Source organism: Levilactobacillus sp. (genome assembly GCF_022646225.1).
Classification (GTDB): domain Bacteria; phylum Bacillota; class Bacilli; order Lactobacillales; family Lactobacillaceae; genus Levilactobacillus; species Levilactobacillus suantsaiihabitans.
Genome location: NZ_JALCJA010000004.1, coordinates 230918 through 246085 on the forward strand (window position 1 = coordinate 230918; position 15168 = coordinate 246085).

The window sequence follows — 15168 nt, forward strand, 5'->3', positions numbered from 1 at the left end:
ACGATTCTCAACAAAGACCGTTGACCTGCCTTGACGGACTGGGTATACTAAATGAAAACATGTTCCTTTAACGTTGTCCCGTGAGGCAATGAAGGGTGCACACGTCGACCAGCGTCGGGCGAAGTCTACAGTGGGCACGTGCGTTTCTTCACGGGAACGGCGTGTCCTTTTTTCTATCTTGAGAATCTGGAGGCTTGCGTTCATGAAAACACCGTCGCGTTACCGTAATCCGGATGCACTGATCGACATTTGGGAGCGCCCCAGCTGGGGTCAGTGGTTCGGGTTATCGCTACAGCACTTATTTTCCATGTTTGGGTCGACCGTTTTGGTGTCCATCCTCGTCGGGTTAAACCCCGGTATCGCCCTCTTCAGCTCGGGCGTGGGGACCCTGATGTACATTTTGATCACCCGGGGCAAGATTCCCGCTTACATGGGGTCGAGCTTTTCGTTTATCGTGCCCATGGTCGCGTTGATGAAGACGACCGGTTATCCCGGCATCGCGCAGGGAACGCTGGCCGTGGGGGCCGTCTACCTGGTCGTGGCCCTGATTGTGGCTTTGATTGGGTCGGACTGGATCAATCGGGCCTTGCCGCCAATCGTGGTCGGTCCGATGGTCATGGTCATCGGGCTGTCGTTGGCCGGTAGTGCGGCTCAAAAGGCCACGGTCGACAGCGCGGGGACGTATCACTGGCAATACTTTGCCGTGGCCATGGCGACCTTACTGTTGACGATTGGCTTCAACCTCTACCTACGCGGCTTTCTGTCGTTGGTGCCCATTCTGCTGGGAATCGTCGCGGGTTACCTGATTGCGGCGGTTAGTGGCCTGGTGAATTTTAAACCGGTCCTCGCAGCGGCGTGGTTTCAGTTACCTAGCTTTGAAGTGCCCATCTTGAGTTATCCGCTGCATTTCTACTGGGGCGCTATCGTAAGTCTGGCCCCAATTGCCTTCGTGACCATGACAGAGCACATCGGCCACATCACGGTCTTAAACGAACTGACCCACCGCAACTTCTTTGAAGATCCGGGGTTGCATCACACGCTGGCCGGGGATGGATTGGCCTCAATCATGGCTAGCTTCGTCGGCGGCCCGCCCGTCACGTCCTACGGTGAAAACGTCGGCGTGTTGGCCATCACGCGGGTCCACAGTGTGTACGTGCTGATTGGCGCGGCCGTGTTTGCCATCATCTTCAGCTTCGTGGGCAAGTTGAGCGCCCTGATTGAAAGCATCCCCAATCCGGTCATCGGCGGTGTCAGCTTCCTGCTATTCGGGGTAATTGCCTCCAGTGGGATGCGCATCCTGATCGAAAAGCACGTGGACTTCAATCGCAAACGTAACTTAATGATTGCCTCGGCAATCCTAGTCATCGGCATCGGCAACGCGTACCTCAAGGTCGGCCAATACGAGTTCTCCGGCTTGGCTGTGGCGGCGGTACTGGGCATCGTATTGAACCTAGTGTTACCGGATAACGATTAAAGTGGCCGCCTACCGCGGCGCGCCAGATGCGTTGGAACGCTGTGGGCGGACGCACCGAGCCAAAGGGCGGTCTCGGTACTCGCTTTGAGCCGAAAGACACGTCTCAAAGACGCCATTTCCCTAACCGACTTCGTCGCTAAGGGAAATCCTACGGCTGAACGCATCTGGCGCGCCGCTCTCGGCTACGGTGGTGTCTGGACAACGTAACTGATTGTCCCTTTCTGTCAAAAACGGTAAGGGGATGCCATCAGTGGCGAGAACGCTGGTATGACCGGAAGAGACAAGGGCGTTTATCCATTATCAGGAAATTACAACAAGGTTAAGTCTTGCGGGTTTTGAACAAAAAATGCCAACCATTCAGGAAGGACTGGATGGCTGGCATTGTCGTTTGATGGTGTATTTGGGGGAGTGTTGTTATTGTTTCTACATCTGGAGAATAGGCTGCAGAAATCAGCGAGATAGCCCAATGACGGACTAAGTCAGTGGGGATGGACACCACCGTTTTGGCAGAACAGTAGACGACATCAGTGGTTGACTGCCACAACCGTAGCCGATAGTTCGCTAGAGATGCGTTCAGCTGTGGGAGTTCCCTTAGCGGCATGGGCCACGGCGCTTAGGAAACTGGCAACTTGGAGACGCGATTCATCGGCTCCAAGTTGAGGGCCAAGACCGTCCTTTGGCTTGGCCCGGCGCCCTCAGCGTTCCAACGCGTCTCTAGCGAACGGCAAGGCGCCCAGCAACCACTAAAGTTGCCAGATTACACAATTAGCCACCAATGGCGAAGTAGCGCAGGACGGCCATGGCCATGATGCCCACGACCACCACCATCAGCAGGCTTTTGGTCAAGATGCCCGCCAGCGTCGCCGGAATGGCCGCCAGACAGTTGGCAACGTTGAGGGTGGCCAAGTGACCGGCGTGGGCGACAAACAGGCTCTCGCAGCACAGCGCTGTCATGATCGTGATGGGGACGAAGGACAGGAAGCTAATCAGCCAGTCCGGCATGTTGAGGGATTTAACAAACGCGAAGGGTAGCACCCGCGACAACACCGTAATGGCGCCGCAACCGAGGATGACCCAGAGTTCCGTAAGACTTATCGACATTTTTTCAGCTCCATTCCAAATAAACAGCCGGCGACGGTCGCGACCATCAACGCAAAGTTTTGGCTCATGACCCCAATCAAGAAATAGTAGGCCAACGCGACAAATACCATGACAGTCAGCTGGAGTGACATACCGAGGTGCTTGTCACTGATCAGTTGGAGGTAGACCAGTCCGATGAACATGGCGGTCAACGCGAAGTCAAAGCCCAAGCGTGTCGGGTCAGCAATCAAACCGCCCAGCATGGCCCCAATCACGGTCGCTGCGCCCCAGACCAGGTAGGCCACCAGATTGGCAGCAGATTGCCAGGCGAAGCTCAGACGGCCCTGGGTCTTATTTTGCTTATTCATGGCCAACGCGAAGGTCTCGTCGGTCACCAGGGTGCCAATCAACAGGTTGCGTAGTAGCGATTCGTGTTTGAAATACTGCGCCAGGCTGGTACTCATCAGAATCATCCGCGAATTGACCAGAAATGTCGAGATAAAAATTGCGGAAAGCGGGTCATGTAAGAGCAACATGCTGGTAATGATAAATTGGGCAGAACCGGCGTAAACGATAAAAGATAATCCGGCGACCACCAATAAACTGAGGTGGCTGGTGTGGGCGACGATGCCAAACGCCAGGCCGACACCAATGTAGCCGAAAACGGTTGGTAAAACGTCACGAACGCCGGTCTTAAAGGTCAGAGAAGGCCCCATGGACAAACTTCCTTTCTAAACTCTAATGGGATTTTAATCTCCAGTTTAGCGCTAACTTATGGTGACGTAAACCCGTAATTTATTCGCTCAAAAACACTTGAATTTTCTGGGCGGAAAAGGTTGCATTTCGGTAAAGGTGGTTGTATGATACTCTCATTGATAACGAATGAAAGTGAGGGTACGGGCGATGAAGATGAACTTAACTGAATTGGCAGCATCTGCACACGTAGACGCGAGCCGCATTGAGGATTACGTTAAGAATGGGCTGTTAGGTAAGGACCACTCCGCAACGGAATTCGATGATTCAGATTTGTACTGGATCGACATGATTCAATGTTTTCAGGATAACGGGACGTCTTTAGACGACTTGTCCGGGTTGTTACCACGCTGCCGCAAAGGCCAAACGCAACTAACCCAGGTGAACTAGTTAAGGTAATGAATCGGTAAAATGACCCACTCAGCAGCTCCACGGATTCCGGCCGTGAGCTGCTTTTTTTCGGCAATTTTTTGGCCGTATTGCAACGGCAACGGGGGCTGGGCGCCTTACCGTTACGTGAAATTTTAGGCTGGAACGCTGGGGAAGGACGGTTGGCGCCAAAGAGCGGTCGCCAGTCTTGCTTTGAGCCGAACCCCACGTCTCAAAGACACCAATTTAGTAGCCAAGAATACTACTAAATTCCCCGGCTGAGCCTAGATTTCACTTCACTCACGGCTAACCGGTGTGCGTACCCGCAGCGGGCGAAAAGAGTCGAATGGTCACTGACACGGTGGGAAAGGTTGCTGGCGAAATGGTGCCGATGGCCGGGGGTGTTCTAAGATAGTTGTTGGTAGTAGCCTAACAGTCGATTTGTGGTGGGGGCCTGCGGTTTTAGCGGATAGCGTCGTTAACCGTCTCTGTAGCCGGGAGTGGCACAGAGCCAGGTTCAGCAAGCCACGAGACCGCTTTTCAGGCTCGGGGCGGTCCTTCCCCAGCGTTCCAGCCAACGGTAAGGCGGCCAGTTCCCCCAAATCTCGTCGGCCATCCCCCCCAAGCCACAAAAAAACAGGCCCCATCACCACCAATGACGGTAGTGACGGGGCCTGTTTGCGACACGCGGTTACTTCTTGACCTGAGCAATCAATTGCTTCATTGCTTGGGCTTGGTAAGCAGCGGTGGCTTGTTTGGTGACCTGTTTTTGTTGCGCAGCGGACATGCTAGGGTTCTTGGTCATGGCAGCCATGACGGCTTTCTTGACGTAGGCCGTAGCGGCCGTCTTTTGTTTAGCCTGGAAGCTCTTGGACTTGGTTAAGGCTTGGAGCTTCTTGGCTTGGGCCGTACTCAAGACGGTCCAGTTCTTGTTGATGTAAATGGTATTGGTTTCCTTCACGTACTTGTGACCGTTACCGGACAGACCGAACCAGAACTTGTAGGCGCCGTTCTTGTATTCGCGGTACACCTTCTTGGTGACGATCCGATTGGCACCCGTGGTCCGCTTGACGACGTTTTTGGTCGTGACCTTGGCCCGGGTGTGTTGGGTCTTCTTGGCGTTAGCACTGGTCTTGTAAACGTAGACCTGGTGCTTGTCGGCCGTCCCGATGGATTGATAGATCATCATCGGGAGTTGTTTCGACGGGGAAGCCGAGTAGATCTTTTGCGTCGACGTTTGGGTGACTTCGTGCAGGCCGTAGTGGTCATGGTCATTTTTCACCATGAAGAAGATACTGGTCAGCAGGCCGATCACGGAAATAGCGGTGAGAATGTTGCTGAGGGGCCGGTTGGCAATGTAGACGTTGCAAACGAAGGACAGGACAGCAAAGATAATCAGCGTAAAGACGATCATTATGCGGCACCTCCTTCAGTGGCTTTGTTTTCTTCGGCTGCGCTCTTGTCAGCTAAATGAATCGAGCGGTTGCTACCCTTTAAGAAAAAGGCGACGACCAAGGCGACCACACAGAAGCCAACAGCAATCCAAAAGGCGGCGTGGTAACCAGACAGCGTGGCGTTGATGGCCCCGTTGGCGTAGCTCAGTGGGTCACTCTTCAAGATGTGCTTGGCTGGCATTTGGCCCTTGGTGACGTTGGTCAAGACACTGATCAAGATGGCGGTCCCCACGGAACTGGCCACTTGCCGTTGCGTGTTGTTGACGGCCGTCCCATGAGAGATCATGTTCAATGGTAAGGCGTTCATCCCAGCGGTCGTGGCAGGCATCATGACCATGGCAATCCCAAACATCCGCAGTGCGTAGAGCAAGACGATGTACAGCGTGGAAGTTTCCTTAGTGATCCAAACGAATGGTAAGGTCCCAACGGTCAGTAAGAACATCCCCATCGTGGCTAAACGCTTGGCACCGAAGCGGTCAAAGGCCCGACCGGTAATCGGACTCATGATCCCCATCATCAGGGCACCGGCCAACAGCGTTAATCCGGAGTGGAAGGCGGACATGCCCTTGACCATTTGTAGGTACAAAGGAATGACCATTTCAACCCCGACCATGGCCATGTTGACCACGGAACTCAGGATAGCAGAGACGGTAAATTCAGCGGATTTGTAAACCCGGAAGTTCAAGAATGGCTTGTCCATCTTCAGCTGACGCCAAATGAAGAGGCCCACGAAGATGAATCCAATGGCTAAGGTCGATAGCACGATCGTACTGCCCCAGCCGTCGTCACCTACAGAGGAGAAACCGTACAGCATGCTCCCAAACCCAATCGTGGATAACACGATGGATAAGAGATCCAGCGGTTCCTTGTGCGTTTCCAAAACACTGTGCATGATCCAGAAACTGGCAATGACCACGATAGCCACGATTGGAATAATCATGCCGAACAGGTCACGCCAAGTCCAGTTGTCAATGACCCACCCAGACAGTGTCGGCCCAATCGCTGGGGCTAACCCGATAACGATTCCGGCCAGACCCATGGCAGTTCCCCGTTTGTTAGCTGGGAAGATGGTCAGCATCAACGTTTGTAAGAGTGGCATCGATACCCCGACACCCACGGCTTGAATGAGTCGGCCAATGAGTAACATGGGAAAGCTCACGGCAGACCAACAAAGAATCGTTCCTAATAGGAAGGTCGACATCGCGCCGATGTACAACCACTTGGAGCTGATGGTCGTCAGCAGCCAAGCGCTAATTGGGATCATGATCCCGTTGACTAACAAGAAACCAGTCGTCAACCATTGAACGGTGGAGGTCGAGACATCAAAGGCCTTCATCAAGGTTGGATAGGCAGTACTTAAAATGGTTTGGTTCAGCACCGTACAGAAAGTCCCGACCAGTAGCAAGACGACCAGTAGCGTCCGGCTATAGGACTTTCCATTGGTATCAATTGCAGTTCCCAATGTATATTCCCTCTTTATCCATAAAATTAATTCTGGGACTACTATACGCAGATTTAGGGTCCTTGTCAACTAGCTTGACATTCTTTTTAAAATATCTATACTGGTTGGAGAAAAGGATACAATGATAATAGAAGAACTCATAAATTTCACAACCGCTTTCATTTACACAATACCGGGTTTTCGGCGTAAGGGGAGCAGAAAGGTGGGAGGTACCCATGATGGACGAAGATGCATCAAACTTATTAAAGAGAATGCCAATTGAAGATTTGATTTTGGGCATTGGCGACGTGGCCGCGGCAACGGGGGTCTCACAGAGTCAGATTCGCTACTGGGAGAGCAAGGGCTACATTCACAGCGAGGTGGCGACCGACGGGAAAAACCGGAAGTTTTCCTATAAGACGGTGCTAAAGGTCCAGCAGATCAAGACGTACCTGGATGATGGCTACACCTTAGTGGGGGCGGCCAAGCGGTCACAACGGCGGTCCAATTACTTCGACACGTTGCGGTCATTTTTCGAGGGTCGCTTCGTCAATATGGCCATTGATGAGGACAATCAGCAGGCCAGTATCGACTTAGGCCCGTTCGATCCGGAACCCGGCAAAAATTTGGTCGCGCAAAGAATTGACGGCCACTGGCACTTTCAGCTGATTGATACCAAGAATTAGGGCGATTTGATTGTTTATCGCCGGTAACAATGGTAATCTGAAGTCACGGGAACATTTCTCGTAGGTGGCAGAAAAAACTTTCGATACCAATCGATCTTCTGGCTGGATTGGTGGTCAATCATGTTGTTGACGTGTTGTGAAACCAGGCGAATAACCATTAGTAATAGCGCGTTTATCTTGCGCATGGACTACGTTGGCAATATGTCAGCGTAAGCGATCGTGAAACTAAAACGACGTGTTTTCTGGAAAATTAATTGTGATTTTTCTCTCGCCGCCTACCGTTCCCGTGGGGCTCACTCAAGTTTAGAAAGTTCTTGGGTGGGTTTTTTATTTGGAATTAATGCAGATGATTTAGTTGCTGAATTACAGAAGTTTTAAAATATAAAGTCGATGAAAACAGTAAATTAGGATTGAACTATCATAACTCATAGTTCAATCCTAATTTTTATTGTATTAAAAATATTGACTTCTCAGCCTATCAAACAAGTATCTTCTTTAATTCGGTGTGACTATTTGTTGATGCTTATCTATTTCAAATAGTATCTTTATCAATGTCAAGCACGTCGTTGGATGATAACCGTAAAGCTAATACGATGTGGTTTATATGATTATTGAGAAAACGTTTGGATAACAACATTCATAAAACTACATTAGATTGACATGACTGCTTTTCCCGCAATCCAGATTTGTTGAATGTCTAAGGTGGCCTGAATATCTTCAAGTGGATCATTCTTCAATAAAACAAGATCAGCTCGCTTGCCACTAGCTATAGTCCCACGATCAGTCGCAAAGTAATCAGCTGGCGTCTTAGTTGCTGCTAACAAAGCTTCAGCGTTAGTTAAGCCAGCTTGTGTCAGCAATTGTAATTCATGATGAAGGCTGGCACCGTGTGCTAGTCCACCTAAGTTAGGTGCTGGTTGCGATACATCAGTTCCTGCCAGAATAGCAACGCCACGGTTATGCAATTCTTTTACATTAAGCAGTGATGCTTGAAAGTCCATATTGGTAGCTGTACCGAAAGTTCTCGCTAGGTTTTCTTGCCATTCAGGTGCCAGTTTTGACATGACACGTTGATCTTTAAGCAAATTGGTTGGTAAATTTCCCGTCAATGAAGCATTTAAACTTAAACATGGTGTGACAAAAACGTGGTTTTGCGCAATTGCATCCAAAATTGCGGGCGTCTTTTCATCATGTTCTAAAAACAAGTGTGCTAAGCCATCGACACCCAATTCGACTGCTTCCAGGGCAAAATCTTGTGACAAAGCATGGGCAATAACTAACTTGTTTTGACGGTGTCCTTCATCGACAGCAGCTTGTAAAACTTCACGCGGTAAAACTGGTAAAGGCGCAGCATTTTCATAACGACCATCATCAAGCATGATTTTAACATAATTAGCACCATTTTTAATCTGTGCATCAACAAAATGCCGGGCATCTTCTGGCGTTTCAATGCTACCATTTTTCCCCTGAGCTTTTTTATGAGCTTCGATAAAGGCATTACGTTCTAATTCAGTCATTGCAGCCATCTCTTTTAGAACGCTGGCTGGGATACCGGCACCTTTTTGTAATTCACTAGGATGACCACCTTTGGCTGTGACCCCCATTCCGGCTGAACGAACATCTGCCATCAGTTGATCTGCATCTGTATGTTTACGCGAATTAGCTCGTCCCATCATTTCTAATTCAGTGGTAACACCAAATTTTAGTGAAGTCGCTAATCCATCTTGACTAGTATGGGTATGTGCATCAATTAATCCTGGAATCAGATAACCACATTGACCATCAACAACATCATCGTAATGATCATCTTGGCGATTAGTTACAGCAATTTTCTTGTCATCAATAACGAGATCCGTCAAGGCTGTATTTTGGCCATCCTTAAATAAGTGAATATTTTTAATTAATGTTTTTTTCATGATCATACCAACTTTCTACATTTTGATTTTGCAGTTAATTGTTCTTAATAACGACTTAAAATTATTATTTTTTAGAAGGTAAGCACCCAAATATGGTAAAAACAAGGGCACCTACTACAGGAATGAAGTCCAATCCAATCAGCCAATGAGACAGCTTAAGATCGTTTAATCGTCTAATCTTAGCCCCTAAGAGTCCACACCAGGCGATCATAAAAATCACGCGACCGGTCAGCCTTAACGTAGGTAATTGTAGGGCAAAGATAGCTGACCAACTATAACCAGCCTGTAACGCTAATAGGATTAAACATATTAAGGCCAATCCATAACTAGCCGAGACAAGTTGCCAAAATTTCGCGCGATTCAGTCGTCCTTTAAATCCTAATTTTTTTATTTTTAATGTAAGTTGCATTTTTACACCTCTTTCAATAAGTACTGGTCTGGTGAATAATAAGAATGCTAACTCTTAGATATCTAATTGTCAACTGTCGTATATAAAAAAGAGGCCTATGAAGGTCTCTTTTTGAGTTTAATCAGTAAATTTTATTTTTTTTAGTAATGTGAGCAACTTGCTAACTTCTAAATCATCCATATTCTCTACGAGCTTCTCTTCAATGGTTTTAAAAATGTCATCCACTTCAGTGATAACTTGTTTACCTTTTTCCGTAATATATAACACCTTTGTTCGGTCATTAGTAGGTGATCGTTTTCTTTCAATATAACCATCACGTTCTAGATTTTTCAACATGTTAGAAATACTAGCACCGCGGCGTTTAAATGCATCAGCAACATCGCGTTGAATTGCGCCAGGATGTTTATCGATATACCCAATTGTCCGCGCTTGTTGACTGGTGAGATTAGTTTGCTTCACGTGTTCAGTAAAATAATGTTGTTCGTCAATTAAAATTTCTCGTAAAAGCCTATTTATTTCTTTGGCCATATTTTCTGACATATTATTACCTCATTATCTTTCTAGTTGAGTTATTCAGTATCAATAGACTGTAAATAAACTAATTGATCGGTTGAAATCTATTCATACAACTTTTTCCCATTGTATCTGAATAATGCTTACTGCTGATTTGATTTTGAACAAATGTATACGCCTACTGTATGCATTATGACATTCATTCCTTTCAAGACATATCTATTTTATAGATTACTATATTGTTAGTTGCCTATCAATATCGCCATCTAATTATATGCTTTAGAAACAAAAACAACTTCTAGACCATGTTGATTTAGCATGGCCTAGAAGTCAAAACTTACAATCTTATTTTAAATCGATTTTTTATTTGGAAAAGAGTGCGCCAACAGGCGGTTAGCTGGCGAGCATTAAGGCTGATAACCGAATAATCCCGGGCTTGGATTGTTTGGTTATCAGGTTTAAGCGGAACCAGCTGCCTGTTGGCGCACGTTTCGGCTATGAGGCAAGCGTGAGACACAACTGTAGCCCCAACGTGCCAACCCATATCTGGCCAGCAGCCAGCGCCCACGACACCACTGGGACCAATCAGCTTGTCGTATGAAAACAACCGACCGAAAAATGAAAATCACTTGAGAATGTGGCAGAAAAAATGTGAACGTAAACGCCGTGATGGCGGGCTTTCATCATCTATCCGAAAAATTTTTAGCGAAAATCGCGTCGCTTTGGTTGTAATCTCTGGCGAACGTGTTAAGATTACAAAATCGCTTTAAAACAAAATTAAAAGGATGGTGTTAACACATGCTGTTACGACAAGCTACTATGGCTGACTTACCTCAAATTGAATCGATTATCCGTGATGGCCGCGAGTTACTGGCGGCGCAAGACATTGATCAATGGCAAGGGTCATACCCCAACACGGCTGTCTTAGTCGACGACATTCACCAAGGGTGGACCGTCGTGCTCGAAGAAGACAACGAAATTTTAGGAACTGCTGCATTGATTCCCGGAGAGGATCCGACCTATAAACAGATCGACGGTCAGTGGCTGACGGAACAAGCGCCATATTTGGCCATCCATCGGGTAGCTGTGTCGAGCCACCATCATGGTCGCGGATTAGCGGGGGAATTGTTCCAACGCTTATTCGCCCAAATCGACCACGCGGCGTCCATCGAAAGCATTCGGATCGATACGCATCCCCACAACATGGCAATGCAGCACGTCATCAAGAAGAACGGCTTCACGGAAACGGGCCGGATCGACTTGGCGGCTGCCGGCATGCCGGGCACAACCGATTTCGCTTACGAACGGTTGACAGCCAACGCTAAATCAGCGCACCTGACCGCTACGCCAACGATTAAGTCACTGAACTAGGCAGGGTGGTTAGCGATGATTGTGCCATCCGTGTACTAGCGAATGGCGCGGCCGCCTGTATCGGGCGTGTTGAAAGATCGGAACGCACTGACTTTCAATCAATCAGATTGAATCAAAATCTACTATAGTATAAGGGAATTGGTTTCGCTTTCAAGCGAGGTCGATTCCCTTTTTTGCTAGGCGGACAAGTTCGGTCACCAAGAAATCGATGAGGTTTGCCGAAAACTGGCTTTTCATTCCCCCTAAATTCTGCGATAATAGACCTAGTTAGTATTGGGGGCGGGACAATTGGAAAAGAGTCTCTCGGGGAGCCGGTTTTTGCTGGTGACCGTGTTAAATGTGGTTATTACGATTTTTGAATTGTTAGGTGGGCTGTTGTCCGGTAGTCTGTCGTTGCTGTCGGATGCCTTTCATAATCTCGGGGATGCCTTATCCATTGTCCTCAGTTACGTGGCCCATCGCATCGGTGGCAAGCGGCAAACCCGTAACAACACCTACGGCTACCGGCGCGCGGAAATTTTAGCGGCCCTGCTGAACGCGGGCGTCCTGATCGTCATTTCACTGGCGCTGGCAATCGAAGCGATTCGGCGATTGCTAAACCCAGAGCCGGTCAAAGGGGACATCATGTTGGTGGTGGCCGTGGTCAGTTTCCTGGCCAACCTGTTTTCGACGATTCTGTTAAATCATGGTGCCCAGCACAACCTGAACATTCGTGCGACGTATTTGCACCTGTTGAGCGACGCGCTGGCCTCGGTCGGCGTCATCGTGGGGGCTATTTTGATCACGGTTTGGCAGATCAGTTGGGTCGACCCGACCATTACGATTTTAGTGGCCGGCTACATCAGCTATGAATCCTGGCCAATTATCAAGCAGACCTTTGGCATCTTGATGGAAGCCTCGCCAAAGTTGGACTACGAGGGAATTGCCCACGACCTATGTCAGCTGCCGAAGGTCGAGGGGGTCCACCACATTCATGCGTGGCTGATTGATGAAAATAACATCGCGTTTTCGGTGCACGTGAACATGGACAACCTGCCACTCAGTGAAATCGAGCCGATTTACCGGCAAATTGAAACGCTGCTGTGCCACAAGTACGGCATCAATCACGTAACGATCCAAGCAGAGTGTCGGCGGGGGAAGAATGAAGATTTGTTTTTCGATCAAAACGATTGGCGACACGACTAGCCTTGCGTTTTGCCGCGATTCGCGGTATAAATGAGGCATTATCTAGATGAGGTGAACAGTGATGACTCCGATGAAGGAGGATTATTTAAAGATTATTTTTGAGCTGGGTGGGAAACAGAAAAAGGTTTCCAATAAGCAAATTGCCATCAGCTTAAATATTGCGGCTGGCTCCGTGACCGAAATGGTTAACAAGATGGCCGCAGAAGGTTTGGCGGAACACACGCCCTACGCCGGGATTTCCCTGACCAGTAAGGGAATTCGGCTGGCCGAGGATTTGGTTCGTAAGCACCGGATCTGGGAAGACTTTCTGGTGGAAAAGCTGGATTATGACTTGCCAGACGTGCACGATGAAGCGGAGGTCTTGGAACACGTCACGAGTGCCAAGTTGGTCAACGCCTTAGACGACATGCTGGGGAACCCCACGCATTGTCCGCATGGCGGCGTGATTCCCGACCGCTACGGCCACTACCACGAAGATTCTCACACCGTGCTCAATGACGCGGCCGATGGGGATATCGTTTCGGTCGATCGGTTCATTGACAATCACGATCTGTTGACGTACTTGGGTGACTTGAAGTTAGACATCGGTGACCAATTGAAGGTCATCAAGCACGATCCGTTCGAGGGGCCAGTGACGGTCCAAAACCTGACGGATAACGCCGAGCTGATCGTCAGTTACAAGGCAGCACATTATATTTTTGTGAAATAGATCGAGTAGGAGAATGGGCCAAAAGGCGATTAGCCGGTTGCCTTTAGGCGCACGTTTCAGCTATGCAAAGGTGACGTGAACGAGCCTGGGAGATTTTGTCCTAGGTTCGTTTTTTTTAGGCAAAATGAGCTGAATTTAAACGCTTTCATGATATTATCAATAGTGAAGGGAGCGGATTATCATGTTTCGACAAAAATTACTGACGGTGTTAGCCGTGGCGACACTCGGCGTTGGGGCCACGACGGCCTTACAACAGCCGCAACCAGCCGCCGCAAAGCAAAATATGTATCAGAAGATTCCCAAGGCCTACCGGGGGACGTGGCACTTGAAACACTCAACGGGTCATCTGAAGAAGGGCCTCAAGCTCAAGATTGGCGCCCGGTCCTTCAAGAGCCATTTCGGCAGCTACCAGAAAAAGCAACTGGGTGTACATATTGGCAAGAAGAAGGTTTCGGTCTTTCAAATCGCCAAGGGCCAGCAGGTCGGGAAGTACAACGTCTTGCGCAAGACCCAGTACAAGGGAAAGCCAGCTTTGAAGTGGTCGTTTGACACGGTCACGTCGTATTACGTTAAATGATGGTGAGTTAAACCAGGAGGCTGTGTCAGTTGTCGCCGACTGAGTAGTTTTTAAATTCGATTGACTAAGACTAGGGTCCAGGGCCGTCTATTCGCCTTGGGCCTTTTGATTTGTAGTGGGGGATGGCCTCGTGTTTTGAAATGGATTTATCGGTGAAGCGTCGGTTACCGGGGGAAGACCAACCGATTTATCCGTCTGATGTTAAGGCCGATTGAACGTTGAGGCTGGTCTAACACATCGTAGATGGATAAGCGCTCACCCGCCGGAGGCAGCTGGTTTAGCCAATCTTGGTGGTTAGAACCTTCCCCAGCGTTCCAGCCCAGAATTTCACGCAACGGTAAGGCGACTGGAGCGGATTAGATTCACGGTCAAATTTGAAAAGTTTTACGGAAAAAGCTGATTGCGTATTTCCCCGGCCGGTGGCATGCCGTATAATGAAAAAAACACGTGCGAGAAGAGAGGGACGGAGATGAGTAGTCAAAAGAAACGGGATCAGCTGATTTTACACACAGCGTTGACTGCAGGGCGCATCATGATTGAAAATGGGTCGGAAATTGAGCGGGTCGAGGACACGATGACCCGAATCGCCCACAATGCCGGGGCCCAGACCAGTCAGTTGTTCGTGATGATCACCGGGATCTTGATGGCCATCAACGGCGAGGTGGGCGCGCAAATTGAGCCTGTCAAGCGTCGGACCTTTGACTTGGAAAAAAATGCGGTCGTCAATGACCTGTCGCGGCAATACGCCGACCATAAGATCAACTTGCGCCAGTTTGCGGACCGGCTGGATCACTTGGATAGCGTCAGTCGTTATTTTCCCTTTTGGCTACAACTGGTGGCTGCGGCGCTGGTCAGTGGCCCGTTGGAAGTAGTCTTTCGCCACAACCTGCCCGACTTTTGGATCACCTGTCTAGTGGGGATGCTGGGCTGGTGGGTCTACTACATTTTGAACAAATACATTCAGATTCGTTTCCTGTCCGAATTCACGTCGGCCGCGGCGATTGGCGTCATGGCGGTGGTCTTTGTCCATTGGGGCCTGGGCAACAGCGTCGATGATATTATCATCGGTAGCGTCATGCCGCTGGTACCGGGGGTGCCCATCACCAACTCGGTGCGCGATATTTTAGCGGGCAATCTGGTCAGTGGACCGGCCCGGGGCGTGGAGGCGTTGGTCAGTGCGGCGGCGATTGGCTTTGGCATTGCCATGGTCTTGCAATTTCTATAGAGAGGA

Annotated in this window: 15 protein-coding genes; 8 read left to right on the forward strand and 7 right to left on the reverse strand. The window is 49.1% G+C overall.

Annotation, left to right across the window (positions count from 1 at the left end; genetic code table 11):
- Positions 1 to 202 precede the first annotated feature (202 nt).
- Entirely contained in the window at positions 203 to 1474 is a 1272-nt protein-coding gene (locus tag LKH74_RS07965) for a uracil-xanthine permease family protein (RefSeq protein ID WP_287708189.1), read from the forward strand.
- A gap of 765 nt (positions 1475 to 2239) precedes the next feature.
- On the opposite strand, the gene LKH74_RS07970 is transcribed toward LKH74_RS07965, so the two are convergent.
- Positions 2240 to 2575 (reverse strand): AzlD domain-containing protein, encoded by a 336-nt coding sequence (locus LKH74_RS07970; protein ID WP_135367555.1) that lies wholly within the window; start codon positions 2573 to 2575, stop codon positions 2240 to 2242.
- On the reverse strand, positions 2566 to 3270 hold the full coding sequence (locus tag LKH74_RS07975; RefSeq protein ID WP_287708190.1) for an AzlC family ABC transporter permease: 705 nt from the start codon (positions 3268 to 3270) through the stop codon (positions 2566 to 2568). Before LKH74_RS07975 ends, LKH74_RS07970 begins: the two co-directional genes overlap by 10 nt.
- A 187-nt stretch (positions 3271 to 3457) precedes the next feature.
- Between LKH74_RS07975 and LKH74_RS07980 the strand changes: the two genes are divergently transcribed.
- Positions 3458 to 3697, forward strand: coding sequence for a MerR family transcriptional regulator (locus tag LKH74_RS07980; RefSeq protein ID WP_125574909.1), 240 nt, complete (start codon positions 3458 to 3460; stop codon positions 3695 to 3697).
- Positions 3698 to 4367: 670 nt separating this feature from the next.
- Here LKH74_RS07980 and LKH74_RS07985 read toward each other — a convergent pair.
- A complete protein-coding gene (locus LKH74_RS07985; RefSeq protein ID WP_287708191.1) occupies positions 4368 to 5090 on the reverse strand; it encodes a DUF4811 domain-containing protein in 723 nt (240 codons plus the stop codon).
- Positions 5090 to 6592 carry an MDR family MFS transporter gene (locus tag LKH74_RS07990; protein WP_287708192.1) on the reverse strand — a complete coding sequence of 501 codons (1503 nt, stop codon included), beginning with the start codon at positions 6590 to 6592 and terminating at the stop codon, positions 5090 to 5092. The genes LKH74_RS07985 and LKH74_RS07990 overlap by 1 nt, the downstream gene beginning before the upstream one ends.
- A gap of 218 nt (positions 6593 to 6810) precedes the next feature.
- Here LKH74_RS07990 and LKH74_RS07995 point away from each other — a divergent pair, with 218 nt between their 5' ends.
- Complete coding sequence (locus tag LKH74_RS07995; protein ID WP_287708193.1) at positions 6811 to 7257, forward strand: MerR family transcriptional regulator; 447 nt, start codon at positions 6811 to 6813, stop codon at positions 7255 to 7257.
- A gap of 650 nt (positions 7258 to 7907) precedes the next feature.
- Here the strand turns inward: LKH74_RS07995 and LKH74_RS08000 are convergent.
- The 3 genes from LKH74_RS08000 to LKH74_RS08010 form a co-directional block, all read right to left on the reverse strand.
- Complete coding sequence (locus LKH74_RS08000; protein ID WP_287708194.1) at positions 7908 to 9173, reverse strand: amidohydrolase family protein; 1266 nt, start codon at positions 9171 to 9173, stop codon at positions 7908 to 7910.
- A 64-nt stretch (positions 9174 to 9237) separates the two neighbouring features.
- Entirely contained in the window at positions 9238 to 9582 is a 345-nt protein-coding gene (locus tag LKH74_RS08005) for a DUF805 domain-containing protein (RefSeq protein WP_287708196.1), read from the reverse strand.
- A gap of 117 nt (positions 9583 to 9699) precedes the next feature.
- Entirely contained in the window at positions 9700 to 10122 is a 423-nt protein-coding gene (locus LKH74_RS08010; protein WP_287708197.1) for a MarR family winged helix-turn-helix transcriptional regulator, read from the reverse strand.
- 771 nt (positions 10123 to 10893) lie between these two features.
- Here LKH74_RS08010 and LKH74_RS08015 point away from each other — a divergent pair.
- From LKH74_RS08015 to LKH74_RS08035, 5 genes are all read left to right on the forward strand, one after another.
- On the forward strand, positions 10894 to 11466 hold the full coding sequence (locus LKH74_RS08015) for a GNAT family N-acetyltransferase (protein ID WP_287708198.1): 573 nt from the start codon (positions 10894 to 10896) through the stop codon (positions 11464 to 11466).
- A gap of 288 nt (positions 11467 to 11754) precedes the next feature.
- Positions 11755 to 12651 carry a cation diffusion facilitator family transporter gene (locus tag LKH74_RS08020; protein WP_135367546.1) on the forward strand — a complete coding sequence of 299 codons (897 nt, stop codon included), beginning with the start codon at positions 11755 to 11757 and terminating at the stop codon, positions 12649 to 12651.
- Between the two features lie 61 nt (positions 12652 to 12712).
- Complete coding sequence (locus LKH74_RS08025; protein WP_287708199.1) at positions 12713 to 13360, forward strand: metal-dependent transcriptional regulator; 648 nt, start codon at positions 12713 to 12715, stop codon at positions 13358 to 13360.
- 181 nt (positions 13361 to 13541) lie between these two features.
- Positions 13542 to 13937 (forward strand): hypothetical protein, encoded by a 396-nt coding sequence (locus LKH74_RS08030; protein WP_287708200.1) that lies wholly within the window; start codon positions 13542 to 13544, stop codon positions 13935 to 13937.
- Between the two features lie 469 nt (positions 13938 to 14406).
- On the forward strand, positions 14407 to 15162 hold the full coding sequence (locus LKH74_RS08035) for a threonine/serine exporter family protein (RefSeq protein WP_287708201.1): 756 nt from the start codon (positions 14407 to 14409) through the stop codon (positions 15160 to 15162).
- Positions 15163 to 15168: the final 6 nt, after the last annotated feature.

Bases quoted from the DNA above. Each gene is read 5' to 3' on its own strand.
- LKH74_RS07965 (WP_287708189.1), top strand. From the start codon at position 203: ATGAAAACACCGTCGCGTTACCGTAATCCGGATGCACTGATCGACATT.
- LKH74_RS07970 (WP_135367555.1), bottom strand. From the start codon at position 2,575: ATGTCGATAAGTCTTACGGAACTCTGGGTCATCCTCGGTTGCGGCGCC.
- LKH74_RS07975 (WP_287708190.1), bottom strand. From the start codon at position 3,270: ATGGGGCCTTCTCTGACCTTTAAGACCGGCGTTCGTGACGTTTTACCA.
- LKH74_RS07980 (WP_125574909.1), top strand. From the start codon at position 3,458: ATGAAGATGAACTTAACTGAATTGGCAGCATCTGCACACGTAGACGCG.
- LKH74_RS07985 (WP_287708191.1), bottom strand. From the start codon at position 5,090: ATGATCGTCTTTACGCTGATTATCTTTGCTGTCCTGTCCTTCGTTTGC.
- LKH74_RS07995 (WP_287708193.1), top strand. From the start codon at position 6,811: ATGGACGAAGATGCATCAAACTTATTAAAGAGAATGCCAATTGAAGAT.
- LKH74_RS08000 (WP_287708194.1), bottom strand. From the start codon at position 9,173: ATGAAAAAAACATTAATTAAAAATATTCACTTATTTAAGGATGGCCAA.
- LKH74_RS08005 (WP_287708196.1), bottom strand. From the start codon at position 9,582: ATGCAACTTACATTAAAAATAAAAAAATTAGGATTTAAAGGACGACTG.
- LKH74_RS08010 (WP_287708197.1), bottom strand. From the start codon at position 10,122: ATGTCAGAAAATATGGCCAAAGAAATAAATAGGCTTTTACGAGAAATT.
- LKH74_RS08015 (WP_287708198.1), top strand. From the start codon at position 10,894: ATGCTGTTACGACAAGCTACTATGGCTGACTTACCTCAAATTGAATCG.
- LKH74_RS08025 (WP_287708199.1), top strand. From the start codon at position 12,713: ATGACTCCGATGAAGGAGGATTATTTAAAGATTATTTTTGAGCTGGGT.
- LKH74_RS08030 (WP_287708200.1), top strand. From the start codon at position 13,542: ATGTTTCGACAAAAATTACTGACGGTGTTAGCCGTGGCGACACTCGGC.
- LKH74_RS08035 (WP_287708201.1), top strand. From the start codon at position 14,407: ATGAGTAGTCAAAAGAAACGGGATCAGCTGATTTTACACACAGCGTTG.